The organism is Streptomyces sp. NPDC096105 (assembly GCF_044763335.1).
GTDB lineage: Bacteria > Actinomycetota > Actinomycetes > Streptomycetales > Streptomycetaceae > Streptomyces.
Genome location: NZ_JBIWGC010000026.1, coordinates 78,967 through 101,505, shown reverse-complemented (window position 1 = coordinate 101,505; position 22,539 = coordinate 78,967). Strand labels below are relative to the sequence as shown.

The following is a 22,539-nucleotide window of genomic DNA, read 5'->3' as shown; positions in this document are numbered from 1 at the left end:
AGGTCGACGGGCTTGGTGCCGTGCAGGGCGCCGTTCGCCTTGCCGCGCCCGCGCGGGGTGCGGATCGCGTCGTACACATACGCTTCGGTGCTCACCTCGGGTGCCTTCCGGGTCGGGTCGGAGGGGGTGCGGAGCCGGCCGGTGCTCAGCGCAGCAAGGAGCGGCCGATGATCTCCTTCATGATTTCGGTGGTGCCGCCGTAGATGGTCTGGACGCGACTGTCGAGGAAGGCCCTGGCGACCTTGTACTCGCTCATGTAGCCGTAGCCGCCGTGGAGTTGCAGACAGCGGTCGACCACGCGCTTGTTCAGTTCGGTCGCCCACCACTTGGCCATCGAGGCGTGCACGGCGTCGAGCCGGCCCGCGCTGTGGTCGGCGACGCAGCGGTCCACGAAGGCGCGGGTGACCGCGTTCTCGGTGGCCATCTCGGCGATCTCGAACCGGATGTGCTGGAGCCTGGCGAGCGGCCTGCCGAACGCCTCGCGTTCCCTCACGTAGCGGGTGGTGACGTCGAGGATCTCCTCGGCCGCGGCGGCGGCGCCGACGGCGATGGCCAGCCGTTCCTGGGCCAGGTTGCCCATGAGGTACGCGAAGGCCTGGTTCTCCTCCCCCAGCAGGTTCCCCTTGGGCACGCGCACGTCGGTGAAGAACAGCTCGGCGGTGTCCTGCGCCTTCTGGCCGATCTTGTCGAGGTTGCGCCCGCGTTCGAAGCCGTCCGTGCCGCGCTCGACGACGAGCAGGCTCTGCCCGCCGCTGCCGCCCTCGGGGGTGGTGCGGGCGACCACGACGACGAGGTCGGCGAGGATGCCGTTGGAGATGAACGTCTTGGCGCCGTTGAGCAGGTAGTGGTCGCCCTGGTCGGTGGCGGTGGTGCGGATGCCCTGGAGGTCGGAGCCGGCGCCGGGTTCGGTCATGGCGATGGCGGTGACCTGGTCGCCGGAGGTGAAGCCGGGCAGCCAGCGGCGCTTCTGCTCCTCGTTCGCCAGGCGGGTGAGGTACGGGCCGACGATGTCGTTGTGCAGGCTCAGCGCCGGCCCGGAGGCGCCGGCGCGGGCGAACTCCTCGATGAGGACGGCGCTGTAGCGGAAGTCGTCGGTCCCGCCGCCCCCGTACTCCTCGTCGACCGCCATGCCCAGCAGGCCCTGGCGGCCGGCCGAGCGCCACACCCCGCGGTCCACCGCCCCGTCCCGCTCCCAGCGTTCGTGGTGCGGCAGCACCTCCTTCGTCAGGAAGGTCCGCACCGTCTCGCGGAAGGCCTCGTGCTCGGGTCCGTACAGGGTGCGCTCCGGGGTCGTCACAGCCAGCTCCTCACGTGCTCGATCAGTCGGGCGGGGTCGGGGCCGACGGGGGTGACGTTGAGCATGGTCACGCCCGCCTCACGGAAGACCTCGACGCGGTCGCGGACGTAGTCCTCGGGGCCGGCCAGGCAGAGCTGCTCCAGCAGTTCGGCCGGCACGGCGGCCTCCGCGTCCTTCTTGCGTCCGGCGAGGTAGTGCTCCTGGATGGCGGTCGCGGCGGCCTCGTGGCCGTAGGAGCAGACGAGGTCGAAGTAGAAGTTGCGGCCGGGCGCGCCCATGCCGCCGACGTAGAGGGCGACGGTGGGACGCATGAGGTCGCGTACGGCTTCGGCGTCGTCGCCGATGGCGAGCAGGCCGCCCGCGACGACCTGGAGCGGGCCGAGCGCGGGGTCGCGCCGGGCGGCGCCCTCGGCGAGGGACGGGCCCCAGACCTTCGCCGCGTGTTCGGGGGCGTAGAGGAACGGCAGCCATCCGTCGGCGATCTCGGCGGCCGTGCGGGCGCCGGCCGGACCCAGGGCGGCGAGGTACACCGGGACGGTGTCGCGGACGGGGTGGTTGAGGAGCTTCAGGGGTTTGCCGAGGGTGCCGCCCTTCTCGGGCGGGACGGGCAGGTCGGTGATGCCGTGGTGCTCGATCACCTCGCGCCGCCAGATCCGCCGGGACAGCTCGATGACCTCACGGGCGCGGCCCAGCGGGCGGTCGTAGACGCGGCCGTGCCAGCCCTCGACGACCTGCGGCCCCGAGGCGCCGATGCCGAGGACGGCGCGCCCGCCGCTCACGGCGTCGAGTCCCGCGGCGGTCTGGGCGATCAGGGCGGGGGTGCGGGAGTAGACGTTGAGGATCGCGGAGCCGATGCGCATGCGCCGCGTCCTCGCGGCGAGGTAGCCCATGATCGTCGGGGAGTCGAAGCCGTACGCCTCGGCGACCCACACGGCGTCGAGCCCGGCGGACTCCAGGGCGGCGGCCCGGTCGGCGGCGGTGCGCGGGTCCTCCGCGTAGGCCAGGGGTGAGGACAGTTCCATCAGGTGGGGTCCTTCAGCAGGTCGGGCACGTCCCAGTCGCGGGCCACGTCAAAGGTGTGGGCGCCGGGGACGGCCGGCGGGCGCCGGAGCGTGCCGGGTGTGCCGGAGAAGCGGGGCGCGGGGGCGGGCTGGGTCACGCCGTGCGCCTCGGTGTACGTGCCCCGCGCGGTCAGGTGCGGGTGCCCGGCCGCCTCCCGGAGGGAGAGCACGGGGGCGACGCAGGCGTCGGTGCCTTCGAAGACGGCCGTCCAGCGGGCGCGGGGGGCGGACGCGAAGCGGGCGGTGAACGCGGCGCGCAGGGCGGGCCAGTTGCGCGGGTCGGTGCGGTCGGGCAGCTCGTCGGCGTCCAGGCCGAGCAGGGAGACGAACACGGCGTAGAAGTGCGGTTCCAGGGCGCCGACCGTCATCCAGCCGCCGTCGGAGGTCTCGTAGACGGCGTAGTAGGGGCAGCCGCCGTCGAGGAGGTTGCGTCCGCGCGCGTCGCGCCAGGCGCCCTCGGCGAGCATGCCCCAGAAGAGGCTGGTGAGATGGGCGGTGCCGTCCACGATGGCCGCGTCCACGACCTGGCCCTGGCCGGTGGTGCGGGCGGTGAGCAGGGCGGCGAGGACGCCGGTGGTGAGGTAGAGGGAGCCGCCCGCGTAGTCGCCGAGCAGGTTGGCGGGGAGGACGGGCGGGCCGTCCGAGGCCCCGATCATGGACAGGGCGCCGGCGGTGGCGATGTATCCGATGTCGTGCCCGGCCAGGGGGGCCAGCGGGCCGTCCTGCCCCCAGCCGGTCATCCGGCCGTACACCAGGGCGGGGTTGTCGGCCATGCACCGGTCGGGGCCGACGCCGAGCCGCTCCGCGACGCCGGGCCGGCACCCCTCCAGCAGGATGTCGGCACGCGCCGCCAACGCCCGTACCGCAGCGGGACCTCCGGGCGCCTTGAGGTCGACGACGACGGACCGCTTGTTGCGGTTGGTCAGGTCGCGGGCGGGGTCGCCGCCGAGCGGGGTGCGGCCGGGGCGGTCCACCCGCACCACGTCGGCGCCCAGATCGGCGAGGAGCATCGCGGCGAACGGTCCGGGTCCGATGCCGGCCAGTTCGACCACGCGCACCCCGTCCAGCGGGCCCGCGACGGTGCGGCCGGGAGGGTGGGTGGAGGTGGGGCTCATGGGTTCCTCTCTCGGTGCGCGGCGGACCCGCCGCTCGCGACCGGGGACTTACTGAGCGTTCGCTCAACGTAGGAGCGGGAGGCGAGACGGTCAACTCCCCGTGCCTCACTTGTTTTTGTCGGCGAGGAGGAGGAAAGTGACTGCGGGTCGGCCGTCGTGCGCCGCGATCTCCTGAACGATCGCTAAGTTCGGGAGGGAGGCGGGCCGGACGCACCGCCGTACGATGCCGCCGACCGCCGCAGCCCCGGAGGAGAGCCGTTGAACACCGCGCCCGGCCAGGAGACCACCCCGTCGGCGGGACACTGGCGCTCCTACGCCCCGCTCGATCTGCACCCGATCCTGATGCACGCCATGCGGGCCTTCAACGAGCAGGGCTACCACGGCACGTCGGTCCGGGACATAGCGAGCCGGGTGGGGGTCACCGTGCCCGCGCTGTACTACCACTACGAGAACAAGCAGGCGCTGCTGGCGACGCTGCTGGAGACGTCCGTCAAGGACGTCCTGGACCGCTGCCGGGCGGCGGCCCGGGAGGCCGGGGACGATCCGCTGGCCCGCTTCTGCGGCATGGTCGAGTCGATCGTGCTGTACATGACCCACCGCCGCCAACTGGCGTTCCTGGACACGGAGATGCGCAGCCTGGAGCCGCAGAACCGGGCCCGCTACGTCGCCCTTCGCGACTATCTGGAGCACATGCTGCTGGACACGGTCGAGGAGGGGCGCGCCCAGGGCGTGTTCACCACCCCGATCCCGGCCGACGCGGTGCGTTCGGTGCTCGTGATGTGCCAGGGCGTCGCCAACTGGTTCCGCGAGGACGGCCCGCTCACCGCCGAGGAGGTCGCGGAACGGCACGTGCTGCTGAGCCTCGGCACGGTGGGCCACCCGGCCGCGGTCGCCGGGGACGTCGTGCTGCCGTTCCCGGGGCGGACCCCGGCGGCGCGCGGCGCGGCGCCCCGGGCGTCGAGGTGAGGCGCACCGGGCCTTCGACCGCGCCGGCCCGCACCGACGACGAGAGGACACGTGTGATGGACGTGCACGAGGCGCGCACCCTGTTCCGCGAGCTCCGGCAGCGGGACGGCCGGGTGGACCCCGGCGAACTCGACGCGGTCTGGGCCGCGCTGCCGACGGTCCGGCCCGAGGAGATCCTCGGCGCGTGGAAGGGCGGCGAGTTCGACACCGGCCACCCGCTCAACGGCGTGCTGGCCAAGGCGGGCTGGTACGGCAAGACGTTCCACTCCGTGCACGACGCCAAGCCGCTGATGTGCCGGAACGAGGCGGGCGAGCTGTACTCCGACACCGAGCTGGGCCAGGGTGAGGCGAGCCTGTGGACGGTGGAGTTCCGGGGTGAGTCGACGGCGACCATGGTGTACGACGGGCGGCCGGTGTTCGACCACTTCAAGCGGGTGGACGACAGCACGCTGCTGGGGATCATGAACGGGAAGGGCGTGCCGGCCGAGGGGCCGTTCCACTACTTCTTCCTCGAGCGCGCCTCCGCGCCCGGAAGCGGCGCCGAGGCGGACGGCGGCGGCGCTGAGGCGGACGGCGGCAGCGCGTCCCGGACCGGCGCCGGAGAGGGCGCGTGAGGCGGATCCGCGCGGCGGTCGCCGCGGCGCCGGGCGCCCCGTTCACCCTGCGGGAGCTGGACCTCGAGGAGCCACGGCCGGACGAGGTGCTGGTGCGGGTGACCGCGGCCGGCGTCTGCCACACCGACCTGGGCATGCGGGACGCCTGGCCCCGCCGGCTCACCCCGATGGTCTTCGGCCATGAGGGCGCGGGGCGGGTCGAGGCGGTCGGCGCGCGGGTGAGGGGCGTGGCGCCCGGCGACCGGGTCTGCCTCACCTTCGCGAGCTGCGGCGCGTGCGGACAGTGCGCGACGGGCCACCCCGCCTACTGCCTCCACGCGCGGTCGCTGAACTTCTCCGGCGGGCGCGCCGACGGCACCACCCCCCTCTCTCGCGACGGCGCGCCGGTGCACGGCGGCTTCTTCGGCCAGTCCAGCTTCGCCACGTACGCCGTCGTGCGGGAGCGGGGTGTGGTGAAGGTGCCGGCGGACCTGCCCGACGAGGTCGCCGCGCCGCTCGGCTGCAGCGGGCAGACGGGTGCGGGCACCGTGCTCAACCGGCTGCGGCCCGAGCCCGGCGCGTCGCTGGCCGTCATGGGGGCGGGCGGGGTCGGGCTGAGCGCGGTGATGGCGGCGGTGGCCGTGGGCTGCGACCCGGTGGTGGCGGTCGATCCCGTCCCCGCCCGCCGCGCCCTGGCCGTCGAACTCGGGGCGAAGGCGGCCCTGCCGCCGGGGGACGGCCTGGTGGCGGCGCTGCGGGACCTCACGGGCGGCGGGGCCCGCCACGTCGTGGAGACCACGGGACGCCCGGAGGTGGCCCGGCAGGCCGTCGCCGCGCTGCGCCCGCGCGGCGAGCTGGCCCTGCTCGGCCTGGGCGGCGAGGTGACGTTCGACGTGATGTCCCTGCTCGGGAAGGGAGTGCGGGTGCACGGGATCATCGAGGGCGACTCACACCCCGGCCGCTTCCTGCCGGACCTGATCGGGCTGTGGCGCCGCGGACTGTTCCCGCTGGAGACGCTGGTGACGACCTTCCCGTTCGAGGAGATCGGAGCGGCGGTGACGGCCATGGAGACGGGCAGGGTGGTGAAACCGGTGCTCCTGTTCGACTGAGCTGGGGGCGTCCGGCGCACGCGCACGCGGAGGGCCTGCGGTCTCCCGCCTGTGCGGTGCCTTGCCTGTGCGGTGCCTTGCCTGTGCCGTGCCTGTGCGGTCCCCCGCCTGTGCCGTGCCGTGCCTGTACCGGAAAACGGAGGGAGCCCGGCCGCCTCACCCCGTGTGATTGACTGATCGCCATGGCCCCCGCTTCCCCGTCCGCCCGTTCGGCCACGCCCGCCGAGCCGGCTCCGGCCACGCGGCCCCGCAACCGCAGACAGCTGATCGTCGAGGCGGCCGGGCGGGTGTTCAGCGAGCGCGGCTATCACACGGCCTCCATGGAGGAGGTCGCCGCCCAGGTCGACATCTCGGCGGCCGCGCTGTACCGGCACTTCCCCAACAAGTACGCGCTGTTCGCGGAGTGCGCGGACGTCATGGTGGACGGGCTGGTCGCGGCGCTGGACGAGGTGCCGCCCGGAGCGAGCCTCACGGACGTCCTCACGGCGCTCACCCGGATCACGGTGGCGCACCGCGCGTCGGGCGGCGTGTACCGCTGGGAGGCGCGCTACCTCAACCGTGAGGACCGCCGGCGCCTGCGGGTGAAGTTCGGGCGTCTGGTCGAGCGGGTCGACGAAGCGGTGCAGCGCGAGCATCCGCTGCCCGACGAGCGGCTGCGGGCGGTGGCGGCCCTCGGCACGATCGGGTCGGTCACGATGCACCACACCTCCATCGCCCAACGGCGCGCGGAGGAGCTGCTGTCGGCCGCCGCGCTCGGGGTGGCCGCGAGCGACCCCGTGGCGGTCCCGCCCGGCGCGCACCCGGTGGAACTGCCCGCCCGGCCCGTCCCGCGCACCCGGCGTGGAGAGATCCTCGCCGCGTCCGTGCCGCTGTTCGCCCGGAACGGCTTCGCCAACGTCACCAACGGGCAGATCGCGCAGGCGGTCGGCCTGACCCCGTCCGCGCTGTACCGCCACTACCCCGGGAAGATCGACATCCTGGCGGCGGCCTGCCTCCAGGCGGCGGCACTGCTGTCCCAGGGGGTGGAGCGGAACCTGCAGGGAGTGGCCGGCCCGCGCGAGGCGGTGGTCGCGCTGGCGGCGACGTACGTGGCCTACAGCTTCGAGCACACCGAGCTGAACAGCGTGGCCGAGGCCGAACTGGCGGGACTGCGCGACGACTTGCGGCGCCCGGTGGTCCAGGCGCAGCGGGAGCACATCGCCGTGTGGGAGCAGCAGCTGCGGCTGGTGCGCCCGGAGCTGGACCCCCGGCAGGCCAGGGTGCTGGTGCACGCGGGTTTCGGTGTGGTGGTCGAGGCGGGGCGGGCCCTGCGGTGGCGGGACACCCCGGAGAACCGCGAGGCCGTGACCGCGCTGGTGTTGGGCGCCCTGGGTCTGTGACCCCGCCCCTCGGCCCTGGTGCCGCGAGGCGGGGTCGGACGGGTGTCACCGCGGCCCCTCCGCTCAAGTGGGCCGGTTGCCGGTGGGGATGGTGATGGGCGTGGTGAACGCCGAGGATCCCTTGTTGAGGAACAGCATGGCCAGGGCCCGCACGAACTGGTCGAGCAGGTAGAAGGCGCCGGGCATGACGGGCGACAGCCCCTCACGGAAGAGGATGAACGCCGGCCACGCCGTGCGGACCAGCGCGGCGGCCGCGTAGTCACGCCGGAGGCCGAGCCAGTCGCCGACCTCGTCGCTGAGGACGTAGCGCACGAACTCGTTGAGGAAGCCGCGGGTGACGCCGAGGTCGATCTGCGCGGTCAGGCCGAGCAGGTTCTCCGCGAGCGCGATGCCCTCGGGCGAGGGGGTGAGGATCGGGGTGAGCACCTGCCGCGACTGAGCGATGGCCTCCCCCCAGGTCTTGGGGATGTGCTCGTGGGGCACGCCGAGCAGGTGGACGGCCACCTGCCACATGTGCAGGAAGGCCTCCTGGTCGGCGGCCGGGTACGGGATCCTCCACTCGAGCAGCTTCTGGTGCACGTAGGTGCCGAGGCTGTGGAAGGTGACGAGGATGTCGGCGGCGCTGATCGGGATGGTCTCGTCGGCGACCGCCTTCCAGTGCGGCGACTGCGGCAGCAGGTGGCGCACGGCGGCGTGCACCACGCGGGTCTTGTTGGCGGTGACGACGAACTGCCCGGTCGGCTTGAACGCGCCGAGCTGCGAGAGGTCGTAGCCGAAGGTGAACGTCTTGGCCGCGCGGTCCTGCATGTCGGCGCCGCCCGCGGACCAGTAGACGCTCTTGGCCTCGCGGGGGATGACGGTGCTCATGATGCCGCTGCCGAGGCCGTACAGCATGAACAGGTACGTGTCGCGGCGCCGGTTGAAGTCGGCGGCGCGGGCGAGTTTGGCCTGGTCGGCCCAGGAGGGCAGCCGGTTGGCCTGCGCCAGGTAGGCGGCGAAGTCGGAGGGGAGGCCGCCGGGGATCGGGTCGTTGTTGTGCACCCACTTCTCCCACGCCCGGTTGATCGCCGGGACGTGGCCGTTGTCGAGCATCCGGGCCATCAGCGGGTCCGCCGCGTCGTCCCAGATCCACTCGGGGCCCGGACCCGCGGCGGCCCCGGCCCCGGTGAGGGTTCCGGCTCCGGTCGCGGTCCCGGCGGCCGAGCCGGCCGACGCCCACGCGGGCACGGGCGCCGCGGCGCCGACGATACCCAGCGCGACTCCGAGGGTCAGAGCCTTTCTCCTGCTGAGGTTCTCCATTGACTTACCTGCTTCCCTAGGGGACCGGACGCTTCCGGATGCCTTCGCAGACTTGCCATTTGCGCGACAGATGCGTATGGAACCTCGTCGCACGGATGTGATTTTCAATTAACATAGCGAGGGCCGGGGGGCGGGGCAATGGGCATGACAGAGGTGGGTGACGGGAGGTGGGGCCCGCCCCGGGGCGGGCCTGCGGTCGGGGCGGGCGCCGCGCTCGAAGGTGGCTCGGTACGGCCGTACCGGGGCGGTCAGGCGCGGGCAGCGCGACGTGCGGCGTACGCGGCCGGCAGGTAGCGAAGCCGTTCCGGCAGGCGCGGCACCACGGTGCGGACGACGCGGCCGAGCAGCCGCAGCCGCCGCTCATCACCCCGCGACCAGTCAATGTCCAGACGCTCGCGGGCGACGGGCGGCAACAGCCCCTTGGTGGCGAAGACTTGAAGCCGCAGCAAGGCGGGACGCAGTACGGGCCAGAGCAGCCGCAGCGCCGCCCCCGCCCCGTGCGGCGGCGGCACGGACCGACGCGGATCGAGCAACTCCTCGACGACGGCGGTCCGTTCCAGCTCGTCCCGGACCACCGCGTCGAAGTAGGTCCAGAACTCCTCGACGGAGCCTGGCATGTCGCGCTCCCGGATGCCGAGGATGCGCCCGAGCTGCCGCGCCTCCTCGTGCAGCCGCCGCTCCCCCGCCTCGTCGAACGGCCGGAACAGATACTCGGCGGCCCGCAGGAGGACGGGGAAGCCGGTGGCGTGCACCCAGGCGTAGGGGGCGGGCGTCAGCGCGTGGTACGGACGCCCACGCGTGTCGGTGCCCTTGATGTCCCGGTGCAGCCGACGCAGCCTGCGTCCCTCCTCTACGGCGCGGTCACCACCGTAGATCCACAGCTGCAGCGAGTCCAGGGAGCGACGGGCGCGGCCCCAGGGGTCGGTGCGGAAGACGCTGTGCTCGTCGACCCCGGCGCCCACGGCCGGGTGCGCGACCTGGAGGACGAGGGCGGCGGGGAGATGGAGCAGGACGCGGATGTCGCCGGCCATGTCCCAGAGGAGGGTGTCGGGGGTGAACGGCACGGGGTCGGTACGGGACGCACGGTCACCACCCGGTACCGGTGCCGGTGTCGCCCCGTCGGCGGAGTGCGCCGCCCGTCCCGTGTCCATACCTCCAGCCTCCCACGCCCCTCCCGTAGCGGTGCGGCCACGTCCGGCCGGACGTCAGGGCAGCTCGGGACGCACCAGCGCCCTGGCGATCGGCTCGCCGGTGCGCTCGGCGTACGCCATCCGCTCGCGCACCTCCCGCAGCGTGCGCGGCCGATATCCGGGCCCGCCGCAGCAGCTCCTGTGGAAACGGACGCCGGCGTGCAGCAGCACCGACAGCACCCCCCCCCCCCCCCCCCGGTGTCCCGATGCGGCGGCGCGGCGAAGGCGGCGCCGGCGTGGATCAGCGCGCCGGCACAGCGCGGGCAGACCCGCCCGTCGGCCTCGCCGTCCCGCGTCCGCGCCGGATGCGGCTGCTTGTAGGAGGCCCGGCACGGCAGGCAGACGAAGGAGGTCCGGGAGGGAGGCACGGGGACGAGGGTAGAGGGAGGCACGACGCCGCCCCACGCCTTTTCGACGCCCGCAGGACGGCTGCCGCCGCGTTTCGCCCGCGCCCCGCCGGGACACCCGGCGCAGGTCGGACGGCGGTCCGGCACGGCACCACCCGGCGACGGAGGGATCACGCACATGACCTCGCACGACGCACCCGGCACGGCCCTCGTCACCGGGGCCTCCTCCGGCATCGGGTGGGAGTACGCGACCCGGCTGGCCGCACGCGGCTGGGGGCTGGTGCTGGTCGCCCGGCGGGCGGAGCGGCTGGACGCCCTCGCCGAGGAGGTGCTGAAGGAGGGCGGGGCCGGCGTCGAGACGCTGGTGGCGGACCTGGGCCGCCCGGAGGACGTGGCCCGCGTCGCGGAACGGGCGTCCGCCGACGACGTGGACCTGCTGGTCAACAACGCCGGCATCAACGGCTACGGCCCGTTCACCGAGGTCGACGCCGGCCTCCTCACCCGGGTGCTCGACGTGAACGTCGTGGCCCTCACGGCGCTGACGCGGGCCGCCGTGCCCGGCATGCTGGCGCGCGGCCGGGGCGCCGTGATCAACGTGGCGTCACTCCTCGCCTTCGCCGGCGACCTCCCGCCGGACCCGCTCCCCCAGCGGGCCGTCTACGCCGGGTCCAAGGGCTACGCGGTGACCTTCACCCGGACCCTGGCCGCCGAGCTGGCCCGCACCCCGGTGCGGGTGCAGGTGGTGTGCCCGGGGCTCACGGCGACCGAGTTCCACCTCGGCGCCGGGGACACCCCGGTGAGCGGTGAGCGCCGCGTCCACGGCGAGGGCGGCATGCCCGCGGCGGACGTGGTGACCGCGTCCCTCGCCGGTCTGGAGGCCGGCGAGGTGGTGTGCGTGCCCGGCCTGACGGACGCGGAGGCCGTGTCCCGGCTGGCGGCGGCGGAACTGGACCTGCGCGCCGGATCGGGCCGCCGTATGGCACCGCGCTACGGGCGGGCCGAGGTGCGTGCGGAGTGACCGTGCCCGACAGGCGGTGACCGCCCACGTCCGTGCCGGAGCCCGTACCGGAGCGGGCGGTCACCGCGTGGGAGCCGCGTCAGGCGCCCAGTTTGCCGACCGTGTCGGTCAGGGTCCCCGCCACGTCGTGCAGGGCCTGGTCGCTCGGGTCCGGACCCAGTCGCTCGACCAGGTCGCGTTTGGTGATCACGAGCAGCGCTCCCCGGGACTCCTCTCCCGACGGCTGGTCGACCACGCGTGCCCTGCCTTCCAGCAGGACGAGCGCGGCATCGTCGTTCGCGGCGTCACAGAGGTCCCTGACATGGCTCTCGTCGATCATTCGTCACACTCCGGTGAGTCGGTCGGTGGCGCAGGATCCCGCGCGCTTCTCGTCGTCGCTCTTCGCTCACGGTCACGCGCTGTCGGCCAGCTCCGCGTGCCCCTGCGCGCGGGCGCAGTGGGCGCAGCAGAAGAACTGGCCGGCGGCCTGATGACCGTGGCCGAGGACCTTGCACCCGCAGTTGTCGCAGATGGGCGCCAGTTTGTGGGCGGCGCACTCGATGCTGTCGAACGTGTGTACCGAACCACCGACCGTGTGCACCTCGAAGGAGAGGGCGTAGTCGTTCCCGCACACTTCACAGACCGCCATGATCCGCTCCCTTCCGCAGTACGGGCCGAGTACCGCGCCGGGGCCGACGTCATGCGCGCGGACCGTGGGGCGCGTCGGACGGGAGTGGCGGGCGGGGCCGTGCCCCTGCCCGGCTGCCGCGATCGTCGGCAGGGCGTACGGATGCGTACGGCCGCTGTACGGGTCCGCGCGCGTGGCCGGAGCGGCGGCGCGCTCGTTGTGCTCCGCGACGGATCACTGTGCGGTGGAGCAGCAGGGGGTGCGACGGGCAGGACGACCCAGCGGGAATGGGTACGGCAGGCCGGCGCGGGCCGGACAGGGAGCGTCCGGCGGCCTGGAGCGCCTACGGCAGGCTCGTCCGCCTCTTCCGTGAACGCGCCGGGCTCACCCACGCGTCCCACTGGCGCCGGAGCCCCGCCACCACCGTCGGAGCCGCCCGCTCCTGCAAGCCGCTTACAAGGGCGGACGGCCCCTACGAAGTGACGGAGGGAAGCGAAAGGACGGCGGTGCGGCCCCGAAGCCCGGGGCCGCGCCGCCGTTCCGCGAGGGACCCCGCGCCTACTCCACCGAGAACTCCGCGTGGAACCGCCGCGTGTGGTCGACCTCCTGCACCGGCCCCGTCAGGGTGACCGTCCCCGTCAGGCGGGCGTCCGTGCTGGACGCGGCCAGGCGCAGTTCCAGCTCGCCCGGTTCGACGATGCGGCGGCCGTCGCGGCCGGTGAAGGACGCCACGTCCGCCGGGACCGTGACGCGCACCCTGCGCTCCTCGCCCGGTTCCAGCTCCAGCCGGGTGTAACCGACGAGGCGCTGCACCGGCTGGACCACGGAGGCGACCGGGTCGTGCAGGTAGAGCTGGACGACCTCGGTGCCGGTCCGCTCCCCCGTGTTGCGCACGGTGAGGGACGCGGTGAACTCGCCGTCCGTCGGGGCCTCCGCGGCGTCCACGGTGAGGTCGCTCCAGGCGAACGTCGTGTACGTCAGGCCGTGTCCGAAGCCGAACGCCGGCGTCGGGTCGATGTTGGACACCTCGCTGGCCTGGGCGAGCCGGGCGCCGAGGTACGTGGTCGGCTGGGAGCCGGGGCCGCGCGGGATGCTGACCGGCAGGCGTCCGGACGGACCGGTGCGTCCGCTGAGCACGCCGGCGATCGCCCGGGTGCCCGCGACGCCGGGGAAGAAGGACTGCACGATCGCCGCGGAGTCCTCCACCGCGCGGCCGAGCGCGTAGGGACGGCCCGCGAGCAGGACGGTCACCACCGGCGTGCCGGAGTCGAGCAGCGCGTCGAGGAGCTGCTGCTGGGCGCCGGGCAGGGCGAGGGACTCCGCGTCGCAGCCCTCGCCGCTGGTGCCGCGGCCGAACAGACCGGCGCGGTCACCGAGAGCGACGACGACGATGTCGGCGTCACGCGCCGTGGCGACCGCCTCGGCGATGCCGGAGAGGTCGCCGTCGTCGACGCCGGTGCCGCGGACGACCGTGATCTCGGCGTCGGGGAACTCGGCGGCCAGGCTCTCGCCCAGGCTGGGCAGTTCGATGCCGACGGGGACGTCCGGGTACTGCACGCCGACGTGCTGCGGGAAGGAGTAGCAGCCGAGGACGGCTGCGGGCTCGGTGGCGTTGGGGCCGACGAGCGCGATGCGGCGGGGACGGCCGAGCGGCAGCGTGCCGTCGTTGCTGAGCAGGACGACCGCCTTCTCGGCGATCTCCCGGGCCAGCTCGCGGTTCCCGGGTCCGTCGAGGTCGATCTTGCCGCGCAGGGCCTCCGGGTCGTCCAGGTCGGCGCCGTCGAAGGCGGGCGGCACCGGGCTCCAGTCGCGGTCGAGCAGGCCGAGCTCCGCCTTCTGGGTGAGGACGCGGCGCAGGGCACGGTCGATCAGGGCCTCCGGCACCCGGCCCTCGGCGACGGCCTCGGCGAGCGGCGCGCCGAACGCCTTGACCGTGGGCAGCTCGATGTCGACGCCCGCCTCGAGCGCGGCGCCGGCCGCGTCGGCGAAGTCGCCGGCGATGCCGTGCAGCGTCTTGAGGAACGCGATGCCGAAGTAGTCGGCCACCACCGTGCCGTCGAAGCCCCAGGTGTCGCGGAGCAGCCCGGTGAGCAAGCTCTCGTCGGCCGCCGCGGGGATGCCGTCGATGTCGGTGTAGGCGTGCATGACGGAGCGTGCGCCGCCCTCGCGGATCGCCATCTCGAACGGCGGCAGCAGCACGTCGGCGCGCTCGCGCGGCCCCACGGAGGAGGGGGCGAGGTTCCGTCCGGCGCGGGAGGCCGAGTAGCCGACGAAGTGCTTGAGGGTGGCGACGACGCCCGTGGACTCCAGGCCCTGGACGTAGGCGGTGCCGATGGTGCCGACGAGGTACGGGTCCTCGCCGATGGTCTCCTCGACGCGGCCCCAGCGGGGGTCGCGGACGACGTCGAGGACGGGCGCGAGGCCCTGGTGGACGCCGACGGCGCGCATGTCGCGTCCGATGGCGGCGGCCATCCGGCGGATCACGTCCGGGTCGAAGGTGGCGCCCCAGGACAGCGGCACGGGGTAGGCGGTGGCGCCCCAGGCGGCGAAGCCGGCCAGGCACTCCTCGTGCACGACGGCGGGAATGCCGAAGCGGTTCGCGGAGGTGATGCGGGTCTGGGTGCGCAGCAGGGAGAGCGCGCCGAGCGCCGGGTCGACGGGGGCGGTGCCGAAGGGGCGGGTGAGCTGGCCCAGGCCGGACGGCAGGAGCGCGTCGAGGTCGACGGCCTCCTCCATGTCGTGCTGGTGCGGGGCGACCTCGCCGCCGTTGGCGGAGGCGCCGACCCACACGCCGTACAGCTGGGCGATCTTCTCCTGGAGGGTCATGGCGCCGATCAGCGCGTCGACCCGGGCGGAGACGGGGTGGGAGGGATCGTTCCAGAGGGGGATTTCGGGGGTGGTCTCTACGGCCACGTTCGCGGTCACTTTCCTCCGACACCCATCAGACCCTGGACCAGGGCGCGACGGGCGAACAGGTAGACGAGCAGGATGGGCACCATGGACAGCACCACGGCTCCCAGCAGCCCGGGGATGTCGATGCCGTGTTCGGTCTGGAAGTCGTACAGGCCCAGGGTGACGACCTTGGTGGAGTCGGACTGGGTCAGCACGAGCGGGAACAGGAAGCCGTTCCATGCCTGGAGCGCGGAGAAGACCACGATGGTGGACAGTCCGCCCCGGGACAGCGGCAGCACGAGCTGGAAGAACATGCGCCGCGGGGTGGCACCGTCCATGGCCATGGCCTCGTACAGTTCCGGGGAGATGTCGCGCATGGCGCCGCTGAGGATGAGCGCGGACATCGGCAGGCAGAAGGCGGCCGTGGGCAGGATGACGCCGAGCAGGTTGTCGTACAGCCCGGCCTCGCTGATCAGGTAGAACATCGGCACGATCACGGCCTGGGCGGGGATCGCCAGGCCGAGCAGGAACAGCCGGAAGATCGCCGACGTGGTCCGGGCCCGGCTGCGCACGATGGCGTAGGCGAGCGGCGGGACCAGCAGCAGCACGATGCCGATCACGCAGGCGGTGACGACGAGCGTGTTGAGGAAGTACCGGCCGAAGCCCGAGTCGAAGGCGCCGGTGTAGTTGTCCAGGGTGAAGGTGTCCGGGACGGACACCGGGCCGTTCTGGGCGTAGTCCTGGCGGGTGCGCAGGGTCGCCGCGAGCATCACGTACAGCGGCAGGCCGACCAGGAACAGCCAGACGAGCGAGCCGGCGCCGGCCAGGTAGTTGGGGCGGCGCCTCATGACACACCTTCCATGGAGCTGCGCATCTTGTCGTAGCCGGAGACCTTCACCACGACCAGGGAGATGATGGTGGCGGCGACGACCAGGGCGAGGGCGATGGCGGAGCCGGCGCCGAAGTCGAAGCCCTTGAAGGCCTTGTCGTACATGTAGTAGGCGCTGATGGTCGTATCGGTGCCGGGGCCGCCCTGGGTGAGGATGAGGACGGTCTCGAAGGTGGTGAGGCCACCGACGATCATCAGGATCATCGACGTGATCATGGAGTTGCGGAGCTGCGGCAGCGTGATGTGGAAGAACTGCCGGTAGCGGCCCGCGCCGTCGATCTCCGCGGCCTGGTACAGCACCTGCGGGATGGAGCGCGCGGCGCCCTGGTAGATCAGCGTGTGGAACGGGGTGAACTGCCAGGTGCTCACGAACGCCAGCACACCGATGGCGGTGGCCTGTTCGCCGAACAGGTTGCCGTCGCCGAAGAGCCAGCCGGCGTCGGCGGGAATGCCGAAGTTCGGGTCGAGCAGGGCGCGCCACAGCACGGAGACGGCCGTGGCGGACAGCAGCAGCGGGATGAAGTAGATGACCGACAGCACCGCGCGGTTGCGCTGGTGGCCCGCCGCCCAGACGCCGAGCATGATGCTCAGCGGGGTCTGGATGACCACGCCGAGCACGGTCAGCAGCAGGGTGAGCCAGACGCTCTTGAGCATCACCGGGTCGTCCATCAGGCGCGACCAGTTGTCGGTGCCGACCCACTGGGGCGAGCCGAGCCCGTTCCAGCTCATGAAGGACAGCACCGCGACCATGACGAGCGGGACGATCGCGAAGAGGGCGAAGAACACCGCGGCGGGCAGCGCCCAGGCGAAGCCCGGGCGGCCCACCTTGGACACGGACGGGGAGGCGGCCGGCCGCCGCCGGGACCCCTTGCGGGGTCCGGCGGCGGGCGGAGCGCTCGTGATCTTTGTGGTCATGAGCCGTTCGTCACTCGGTCGGGAGGGCCTGCATGGCCTTGATGAAGCCGTCCGCGTCGAGCTGTCCGTTGAAGAACTGCTGGATGGCCTTGTGCATGTCCGAGGCCGCCGACTGCGGGAACGCCTGGTCCCAGGAGAGCTGGAACGACGGCGCGTCGGCGACCAGGTCGTACTGGAAGCGCGAGTACTCGGGCGTCGCGGAGGTCTCGATGAACTGGTCGGTGTTGGTGGTGGTGGTGAGGTTGCCGACGTCGAGCTGCGCCTTGACGAACTCGTCGGAGTACATGAGCTCGAGGAACTCGGCGACGGCCTCGGGGTGCTTGGTCTTCTTCAGCACCGAGTAGTAGTTGTTGGTGTTGCCGGCGACGTTCTTCGGGTCGCCCTTGCCGCCCTCGACGGCCGGGAAGGCGGAGTAGCCGAGGCCCTTCTCGGCGAAGTCCGGGTGGTCGGTGAGCTGCTGGGAGTAGTACCAGGAGCCCATCAGCTCGAAGCCGGCCTTGTCCTGGGCGACCAGCGCGACGGAGCCGCCGTTGGTGTACTTGACGGAGTCGTAGTTCTTGCCGAAGGCGCCCGCGTCGACGAGCTCCCTGATCATCTTCAGGGCCTTCTTGCTCTCCGGGGCCTCCCAGGCGCTCTTGTCGCCGTCGAGGGCTTTCTGGAAGAGCTCCGGGCCGGCTATGCGGTCGTACAGGTACTGGAACCACATCTGGGTGGGCCAGACGTCGCCGCCGCCGAGCGCGATCGGGGTGACGCCCTCGTCCTTCAGCTTCTCCACGGCGTCGAGCAGCTCGTCCCAGGTCTTCGGCGGCTGGACGCCCGCCTTCTTGAGGACGTTCTTGTTGTGGAAGAGCAGGACCGGCTGCGTGCCGCGCATGGGGATGCCGTACGGCTTGCCGTCGACGACCGCGTTGTTGAAGACGGAGGGGAGGAACTTGCTCTCCAGGTCCGGGTTCTTCTTGATGAAGTCGTCCAGCGGGAGGAGCAGGTCGGCCTTGACGAACGGCTTGATGCTGCCGCCGCCCCAGTTGAAGAAGACGTCCGGAGCCTGCGGGGTGCTGATGATCGTCTGAAGCTTCTTCTGGTAGTCGGCACCGGGGATGGTGTCGAGGACCGCCTTGACGTCGGACGTCTCGTTGAACTTGTCGACGATCTGCTTCTCGATCTTGTTGGTGGCGTCCCCGTAGACAAGGATATGGATCTTGCCGTCGTCCGCCGACGCCCCGCCGTCGCCGCCACCGCAGGCCGACAGACTCAGGGCGAGGGCGAGCGTCGCACCGGTGGCGATCAGTCTGGGCAAGCGCGCACGTGTCTTCATCGTTCGCCTTTCGAAAGTTTCGGCGTCATCGCCGAAAGTCCATGCCGAGGGACAGTAGGTCAGACGGGAGTTGGGGTCAACGGTCGGGTCACGACTCGGCCAAACCGTTATCGAGAGGCGGTGCTCTATCCTGCGGGTATGCGTGAAGACGACGAGGCGAGCGGGCGTGTCACCCTGGCTGCGGTAGCGAAAGAGGCCGGGGTGTCGATGCCGACAGTTTCGAAGGTGCTCAACGGCCGTTCGGATGTCTCACGCGCGACGCGCGCCAAGGTGGAGAAGCTGCTGGACCTGCACGGCTACCGCCGGCGCGTGCAGCCCGCGACCCGCTACCCGCTCGTCGAGATCGTGTTCCACGAACTGGAGAGCGTGTGGGCGATGGAACTGATCCGGGGCGTGGAGAACGTCGCGAAGGAGAACCGCGCGACGGTGGTGCTCACCGAGAGCGGCACCCGGCACACCCCCGCCCCGGACTGGCTGCCGGGCGTGCTGCAGCGTCGGCCGCTGGGCGTGGTGCTGGTGTTCTCCAGCCTGCCGCAGGACATCAAGCGTCAACTGCGGGCGGCGGCCATCCCGTTCGTCGTCATCGACCCGGCCGGCGACCCCGACCCGGACGTGCCGTCGGTGGGCTCCGCCAACTGGGCCGGCGGTCTCGCCGCCACCCGGCACCTCACCGAGCGGAACCACCGGCGGATCGCCATCATCACCGGCCCGGGCGACATGCTCTGCTCACTGGCCCGCCTCGACGGCTACCGCTCGGCCATGGCGATGGCGGGCCTGGAGGCGGACCCCCGGCTCACCCGCTTCGGCGACTTCCACGTGCAGGGCGGCTTCGAGCACGCCATGGAGCTGCTTCAGGGCCCCGACCGGCCCACGGCGGTCTTCGCGGGCAGCGATCTGCAGGCGCTCGGCGTACTGGAGGCGGCCCGCGTCAAAGGGCTGCGGGTCCCGGAGGACCTCTCGGTGGTCGGCTACGACGACGTGCCGCTCGCCCAGTGGTCCAGCCCGCCGCTCACCACGGTCCACCAGCCGCTGCGGCACATGGCCGAGGAGGCGGCCCGCATGCTGCTGCGCCCGGACGACCCGGGCGCGGCGGCCCAGCGCATCGAGCTGGCGACGCACCTGGTGGTACGGCAGAGCACGGCCCCGCTCGACAGCTAGGGCGACCCGGGCGTCAGTGCGTGGAGCCGCGCTCCCGGCGCAGGCGGCGCAGAACGACACCGAGGTCCAGCGCGGCCGTCAGGGCGAGGACGCCGCACACCACGGCGAGGAGCGTCAGCGGGCCGCGTCCGGGGCTGTCCCCGGCGTCGGAGCCCGCCGCCCACACCGCGAACAGCACCGTGCCCGCGACGAAGAGCGGCAGGAAGACGGAGGACAGCAGCAGCCGCAGCTTCAGCGGGCTGCGCGCGGTGACCGGCTCGGTGCCGGACCGCGGGTACCTGCTGCCGATCATCCCCGAGCGGGCACGGGAGACCGGCTCCCGGCCGGAGCCCGTACGGGGCTCGTGGGGAGAGGAACCGGCACGGCTGTCGGGCACGGCCACGCACCTCCTTCACCTCGTGGTCCGCATCGGGTAGCCCCCGTGGCGGGCGGCAAACCGCCGCCGTCTCGATCCCGCCCGCCCGGATACCCGGGACCGGACCGAGACGGCCGGAGGAGGTGGCCGGGCATGGTGAGCGCGTCGGTGACGGTTCCGTCGGGAGCGGCGGCCCTGCGCGGTGATCTGGAGCTCCCCGTGGGGGCGCGCGGGGTGGTGCTGTTCGCGCACGGCAGCGGCAGTTCACGGCTCAGCCCGCGCAACCGGGCCGTCGCCGGGGTGCTGCGGAGAGCGGGGTTCGGCACGCTGCTGCTGGACCTGCTGACCGGTGCGGAGGAGGACGAGGACGCGGCGACGGGCCGGCACCGTTTCGACATCGGTCTGCTGGCGGGCCGGCTGGCGCACGCCGTGGACTGGCTGGAGGACCGCCCGGACGCGGCGGACCTGCCGGTGGGGCTGTTCGGGGCCAGCACGGGAGCGGCGGCGGCGCTGGTCGCGGCGACGGAGCGGCCGCGGCGGGTGGCGGCGGTCGTCTCGCGGGGCGGGCGGCCGGATCTGGCGGGCGACGTGCTGGGCCTGGTGGCGTGTCCGGTGCTGCTGGTGGTGGGCGGCGCGGATCCGGAGGTGCTGGATCTCAACCGCGGGGCCGCGCGGCGGCTGTCCGCACCGCACCGGCTGGACGTGGTGCCCGGCGCCGGGCATCTGTTCGGCGAGCCGGGCGCGCTGGAGCGGGTCGCGGAGCTGGCCGCCGGGTGGTTCGGCGAGCATCTGGGGTGAACGCGGGGCGGCGAGCCGCGGCGCGGAACGCTCCGCGGCTCGCCGCTGTTCTCAGCTCGTGGTGCAGGAGACCGTCGGCCAGTTCCAGTTGCCGTTGGTCTGGATCGTCACCCCCCAGTTGTTCCCGCTGCCGTTGGGCCGGGCGACGAGCGTCTGGCTGTTGGGGTAGGAGGCGCTGACGTTCCAGGTGCTCAGCACCTTCGCCGGGGACGGCACGTTCATCGTCACGGTCCAGTCGGCGGAGCCGCCGACCGAGACGTTGAGGTTGTACCGGTCGCCCCATCTGCTGCCGGCGGACAGCGTCGCGGTGCAGGAGCCGTTGCCGCCGCCCCCTCCCCCGCCGCCGGAGCCGTCGGGGGCCACCGCGCGACCGGTCTGCGGGGAGATCATGCCGGCGCACAGTCCCCGGGAGGCCAGGTTCTGCGCGATGCGCGGGATGGCGGCGATGGTGTTCGCCGGCCAGTCGTGCATCAGGATGACCTGCCCGTCGTTCAGCCGGGAGGCGGCCTGCACGATCGCGTCGGTGCTCGCGTTGTTCCAGTCCTGCGAGTCGACGTCCCAGATGACCTCGGTGAGCCCGTGCCTGGCGGCCACCGACCTCAGGGTGGAGTTGGTCTCGCCGTACGGCGGGCGGAACAGCTTCGGCGTCCCGCCCCCGGCGCTCGCGATCGCCTGCTGGGTGCGGGAGATCTCCGACTCCATCTGGGCCTGGCTCAGCTGGGTCATGTGCGGGTGGGTGTAGCTGTGGTTGGCGACCCACATGCCCGCGTCCACCTGGGCCTTGACCAGACCGGGGTTGGCGGCGGCGTACTGGCCCTGGTTGAACATGGTGGCCCGCAGGCCGTTCTGCTTCAGCGCGTTGAGCAGGTTCACGGTGCTGCCGGTCGACGGGCCGTCGTCGAAGGTGAGCGCGACGTACCCGTTGCAGGCGGCCGCCTGGGCGGGGGCGGCGCCGACGCCCGTGCTCACGGTGGCCGCCACCGTCAGTGCGGCGGCGGCCACGCCCGGGACCAGGTACCGGGAGACGGGCTGTCGCTTTCGGGTGCTCATGTGTGGGGGTCCTCCTCGTGCCGGGTCAGCCTGCGCTGCAGGACACCGACGGCCAGGTCCAGTTGCCGTTGGTCTGGATCGTCGCGCCCCAGTTGTTGCCGTTGCCGTTGGGCCGTGCGACGAGGGTCTGGCCGTCGGGGTAGGAAGCGGTCACGTTCCAGGTGGCGGAGACCTTGGCGGGGGACGGGACCCGCATGGTGACGGTCCAGTTGCTGGAGCCGCTCACCGAGACGTTGAGGTTGTAGCGGTCGCCCCACTGCTGGCCGGCCGACAGGGTGGCGGTGCAGCCGCCGTTGCCGCCGCCACCGCCGCCGCCTCCACCGCCTCCACCGCCGGAGCCCTCGCTCACGGTGATGTTGGAGCTGCCGCTGCTCTGGTAGCCCTCGGTGGCCATGATCATGTAGTTGTGGTTGCCCAGGTTCATGCCCTTGCTCGCCCAGGCGTCGAAGTGGTTGCCGCTGGTGATGGTGCCGCCGGTGCGCTTCTGCTGCCGGACGCTCCAGTACTGGTCGAAGGTGCGGGTGCCTTCGATGGAGGGGGCGTTGTACCGGGTGGTCTTGTAGATGTCGTACGTGCCGCCGTCGCTGGTGACGGTGCCCTTGTACTCGCCGGTGGGCCGGTAGGTGCCCCAGTTGTCGACGATGTAGTACTCGATCAGCGGGCCGGTGGTCCAGCCGTACAGCGTCAGGTACGCGTTGCCCGACGGGTTGAAGGTGCCGGAGTAGTTGACGGTCTTCCGGCCGCCGGTGCTCCAGCCCTTGCCGGCCACGAAGTTGCCGGTGTTGCTCCACCGGGTGCTGTAACTGCCCCCGGAGCCCAGGTCCATGGAGACCGTGCCCTGGGTGTCGGTCCAGAAGGAGTACCACCAGCCGTTGTTGGTGCCGGTCTGGTTGGTGGTGATGACGGGGGCGGCGGTCGCGGTGCCGGCGAGGAGCAGCGCGGTGAGCGCGGCGAGAGCGATCGTCCAGGCACTCCTCACGCTCATGATCAGTCGGCCGCGTCTGCGGCCGCCGGGGGGTGCGGACACATGCATGGGTGACGCCTCCTGTTACGGCTCGATGGGGAGGTCGATGCCGTGACAGTGTTGATCTGAGCGCGTCAACCGTCAACAGTTTCGGTAATAGTTTCGAAAACTTCGAGTGCCCGAGGATCGCGACACAGAGGCATACAACCAGCTCATTACGCC

Annotated in this window: 21 protein-coding genes and 1 pseudogene; 7 read left to right on the top strand and 15 right to left on the bottom strand. The window is 72.5% G+C overall.

Annotated elements, in window-relative coordinates:
* Nucleotides 1-145: 145 nt before the first annotated feature.
* From ACIQ8B_RS29460 to ACIQ8B_RS29450, 3 genes are read right to left on the bottom strand one after another with little or no spacing between them, the layout of a single operon-like run.
* Complete coding sequence (locus ACIQ8B_RS29460; protein WP_403550949.1) at nt 146-1,297, bottom strand: acyl-CoA dehydrogenase family protein; 1,152 nt, start codon at nt 1,295-1,297, stop codon at nt 146-148.
* Nucleotides 1,294-2,319 carry an LLM class F420-dependent oxidoreductase gene (locus tag ACIQ8B_RS29455; RefSeq protein WP_403550947.1) on the bottom strand — a complete coding sequence of 342 codons (1,026 nt, stop codon included), beginning with the start codon at nt 2,317-2,319 and terminating at the stop codon, nt 1,294-1,296. Before ACIQ8B_RS29455 ends, ACIQ8B_RS29460 begins: the two co-directional genes overlap by 4 nt.
* Nucleotides 2,319-3,473: a CaiB/BaiF CoA transferase family protein gene (locus tag ACIQ8B_RS29450; RefSeq protein ID WP_403550945.1), complete on the bottom strand. Its 1,155-nt coding sequence runs from the start codon at nt 3,471-3,473 to the stop codon at nt 2,319-2,321. Before ACIQ8B_RS29450 ends, ACIQ8B_RS29455 begins: the two co-directional genes overlap by 1 nt.
* Nucleotides 3,474-3,731: 258 nt before the next feature.
* On the opposite strand from ACIQ8B_RS29450, the gene ACIQ8B_RS29445 reads away from it, so the two are divergent.
* The 4 genes from ACIQ8B_RS29445 to ACIQ8B_RS29430 all read left to right on the top strand — a co-directional run bounded on the left by ACIQ8B_RS29445 (nt 3,732) and on the right by ACIQ8B_RS29430 (nt 7,520).
* Complete coding sequence (locus tag ACIQ8B_RS29445) at nt 3,732-4,439, top strand: TetR/AcrR family transcriptional regulator (RefSeq protein WP_403550943.1); 708 nt, start codon at nt 3,732-3,734, stop codon at nt 4,437-4,439.
* Nucleotides 4,440-4,495: 56 nt separating this feature from the next.
* Complete coding sequence (locus ACIQ8B_RS29440; protein ID WP_403550941.1) at nt 4,496-5,053, top strand: DUF4334 domain-containing protein; 558 nt, start codon at nt 4,496-4,498, stop codon at nt 5,051-5,053.
* Nucleotides 5,050-6,141, top strand: coding sequence for an NAD(P)-dependent alcohol dehydrogenase (locus ACIQ8B_RS29435; protein ID WP_403550939.1), 1,092 nt, complete (start codon nt 5,050-5,052; stop codon nt 6,139-6,141). The genes ACIQ8B_RS29440 and ACIQ8B_RS29435 overlap by 4 nt, the downstream gene beginning before the upstream one ends.
* A 182-nt stretch (nt 6,142-6,323) precedes the next feature.
* Nucleotides 6,324-7,520, top strand: coding sequence for a TetR/AcrR family transcriptional regulator (locus ACIQ8B_RS29430; RefSeq protein WP_403550937.1), 1,197 nt, complete (start codon nt 6,324-6,326; stop codon nt 7,518-7,520).
* 63 nt (nt 7,521-7,583) lie between these two features.
* Here ACIQ8B_RS29430 and ACIQ8B_RS29425 read toward each other — a convergent pair whose 3' ends face one another.
* The 3 genes and pseudogenes from ACIQ8B_RS29425 to ACIQ8B_RS29415 form a co-directional block, all read right to left on the bottom strand.
* A complete protein-coding gene (locus tag ACIQ8B_RS29425; RefSeq protein ID WP_403550935.1) occupies nt 7,584-8,819 on the bottom strand; it encodes an oxygenase MpaB family protein in 1,236 nt (411 codons plus the stop codon).
* A 248-nt stretch (nt 8,820-9,067) separates the two neighbouring features.
* A complete protein-coding gene (locus ACIQ8B_RS29420; protein ID WP_403550933.1) occupies nt 9,068-9,970 on the bottom strand; it encodes an oxygenase MpaB family protein in 903 nt (300 codons plus the stop codon).
* Between the two features lie 54 nt (nt 9,971-10,024).
* A pseudogene (locus tag ACIQ8B_RS29415) lies at nt 10,025-10,377 on the bottom strand (deoxyxylulose-5-phosphate synthase).
* 157 nt (nt 10,378-10,534) lie between these two features.
* On the opposite strand from ACIQ8B_RS29415, the gene ACIQ8B_RS29410 reads away from it, so the two are divergent.
* On the top strand, nt 10,535-11,374 hold the full coding sequence (locus ACIQ8B_RS29410; protein ID WP_403550931.1) for an SDR family NAD(P)-dependent oxidoreductase: 840 nt from the start codon (nt 10,535-10,537) through the stop codon (nt 11,372-11,374).
* Nucleotides 11,375-11,453: 79 nt separating this feature from the next.
* Here the strand turns inward: ACIQ8B_RS29410 and ACIQ8B_RS29405 are convergent, their stop codons facing one another.
* From ACIQ8B_RS29405 to ACIQ8B_RS29380, 6 genes are all read right to left on the bottom strand, one after another.
* Nucleotides 11,454-11,693, bottom strand: coding sequence for a hypothetical protein (locus tag ACIQ8B_RS29405; protein ID WP_106411280.1), 240 nt, complete (start codon nt 11,691-11,693; stop codon nt 11,454-11,456).
* A 72-nt stretch (nt 11,694-11,765) separates the two neighbouring features.
* Nucleotides 11,766-12,002 (bottom strand): hypothetical protein, encoded by a 237-nt coding sequence (locus ACIQ8B_RS29400; RefSeq protein WP_290009556.1) that lies wholly within the window; start codon nt 12,000-12,002, stop codon nt 11,766-11,768.
* Nucleotides 12,003-12,539: 537 nt separating this feature from the next.
* Nucleotides 12,540-14,906, bottom strand: coding sequence for a beta-glucosidase (locus ACIQ8B_RS29395; protein WP_403550929.1), 2,367 nt, complete (start codon nt 14,904-14,906; stop codon nt 12,540-12,542).
* Entirely contained in the window at nt 14,903-15,721 is an 819-nt protein-coding gene (locus ACIQ8B_RS29390) for a carbohydrate ABC transporter permease (RefSeq protein ID WP_106411283.1), read from the bottom strand. The genes ACIQ8B_RS29395 and ACIQ8B_RS29390 overlap by 4 nt, the downstream gene beginning before the upstream one ends.
* Nucleotides 15,718-16,677 carry a carbohydrate ABC transporter permease gene (locus ACIQ8B_RS29385; RefSeq protein WP_403550927.1) on the bottom strand — a complete coding sequence of 320 codons (960 nt, stop codon included), beginning with the start codon at nt 16,675-16,677 and terminating at the stop codon, nt 15,718-15,720. The genes ACIQ8B_RS29390 and ACIQ8B_RS29385 overlap by 4 nt, the downstream gene beginning before the upstream one ends.
* A 10-nt stretch (nt 16,678-16,687) precedes the next feature.
* Nucleotides 16,688-17,992: an ABC transporter substrate-binding protein gene (locus tag ACIQ8B_RS29380; protein ID WP_290009550.1), complete on the bottom strand. Its 1,305-nt coding sequence runs from the start codon at nt 17,990-17,992 to the stop codon at nt 16,688-16,690.
* 138 nt (nt 17,993-18,130) lie between these two features.
* Here ACIQ8B_RS29380 and ACIQ8B_RS29375 point away from each other — a divergent pair, with 138 nt between their 5' ends.
* Nucleotides 18,131-19,150 (top strand): LacI family DNA-binding transcriptional regulator, encoded by a 1,020-nt coding sequence (locus ACIQ8B_RS29375; RefSeq protein ID WP_290009548.1) that lies wholly within the window; start codon nt 18,131-18,133, stop codon nt 19,148-19,150.
* Between the two features lie 13 nt (nt 19,151-19,163).
* On the opposite strand, the gene ACIQ8B_RS29370 is transcribed toward ACIQ8B_RS29375, so the two are convergent.
* Nucleotides 19,164-19,442 (bottom strand): DUF6343 family protein, encoded by a 279-nt coding sequence (locus ACIQ8B_RS29370; RefSeq protein ID WP_403550953.1) that lies wholly within the window; start codon nt 19,440-19,442, stop codon nt 19,164-19,166.
* 216 nt (nt 19,443-19,658) lie between these two features.
* Between ACIQ8B_RS29370 and ACIQ8B_RS29365 the strand changes: the two genes are divergently transcribed.
* On the top strand, nt 19,659-20,303 hold the full coding sequence (locus tag ACIQ8B_RS29365; protein ID WP_106411288.1) for a dienelactone hydrolase family protein: 645 nt from the start codon (nt 19,659-19,661) through the stop codon (nt 20,301-20,303).
* Between the two features lie 51 nt (nt 20,304-20,354).
* Here ACIQ8B_RS29365 and ACIQ8B_RS29360 read toward each other — a convergent pair whose 3' ends face one another.
* Nucleotides 20,355-21,353 (bottom strand): polysaccharide deacetylase family protein, encoded by a 999-nt coding sequence (locus ACIQ8B_RS29360; protein WP_403550924.1) that lies wholly within the window; start codon nt 21,351-21,353, stop codon nt 20,355-20,357.
* Between the two features lie 25 nt (nt 21,354-21,378).
* Nucleotides 21,379-22,386 carry a glycoside hydrolase family 11 protein gene (locus ACIQ8B_RS29355; protein WP_403550922.1) on the bottom strand — a complete coding sequence of 336 codons (1,008 nt, stop codon included), beginning with the start codon at nt 22,384-22,386 and terminating at the stop codon, nt 21,379-21,381.
* Nucleotides 22,387-22,539: the final 153 nt, after the last annotated feature.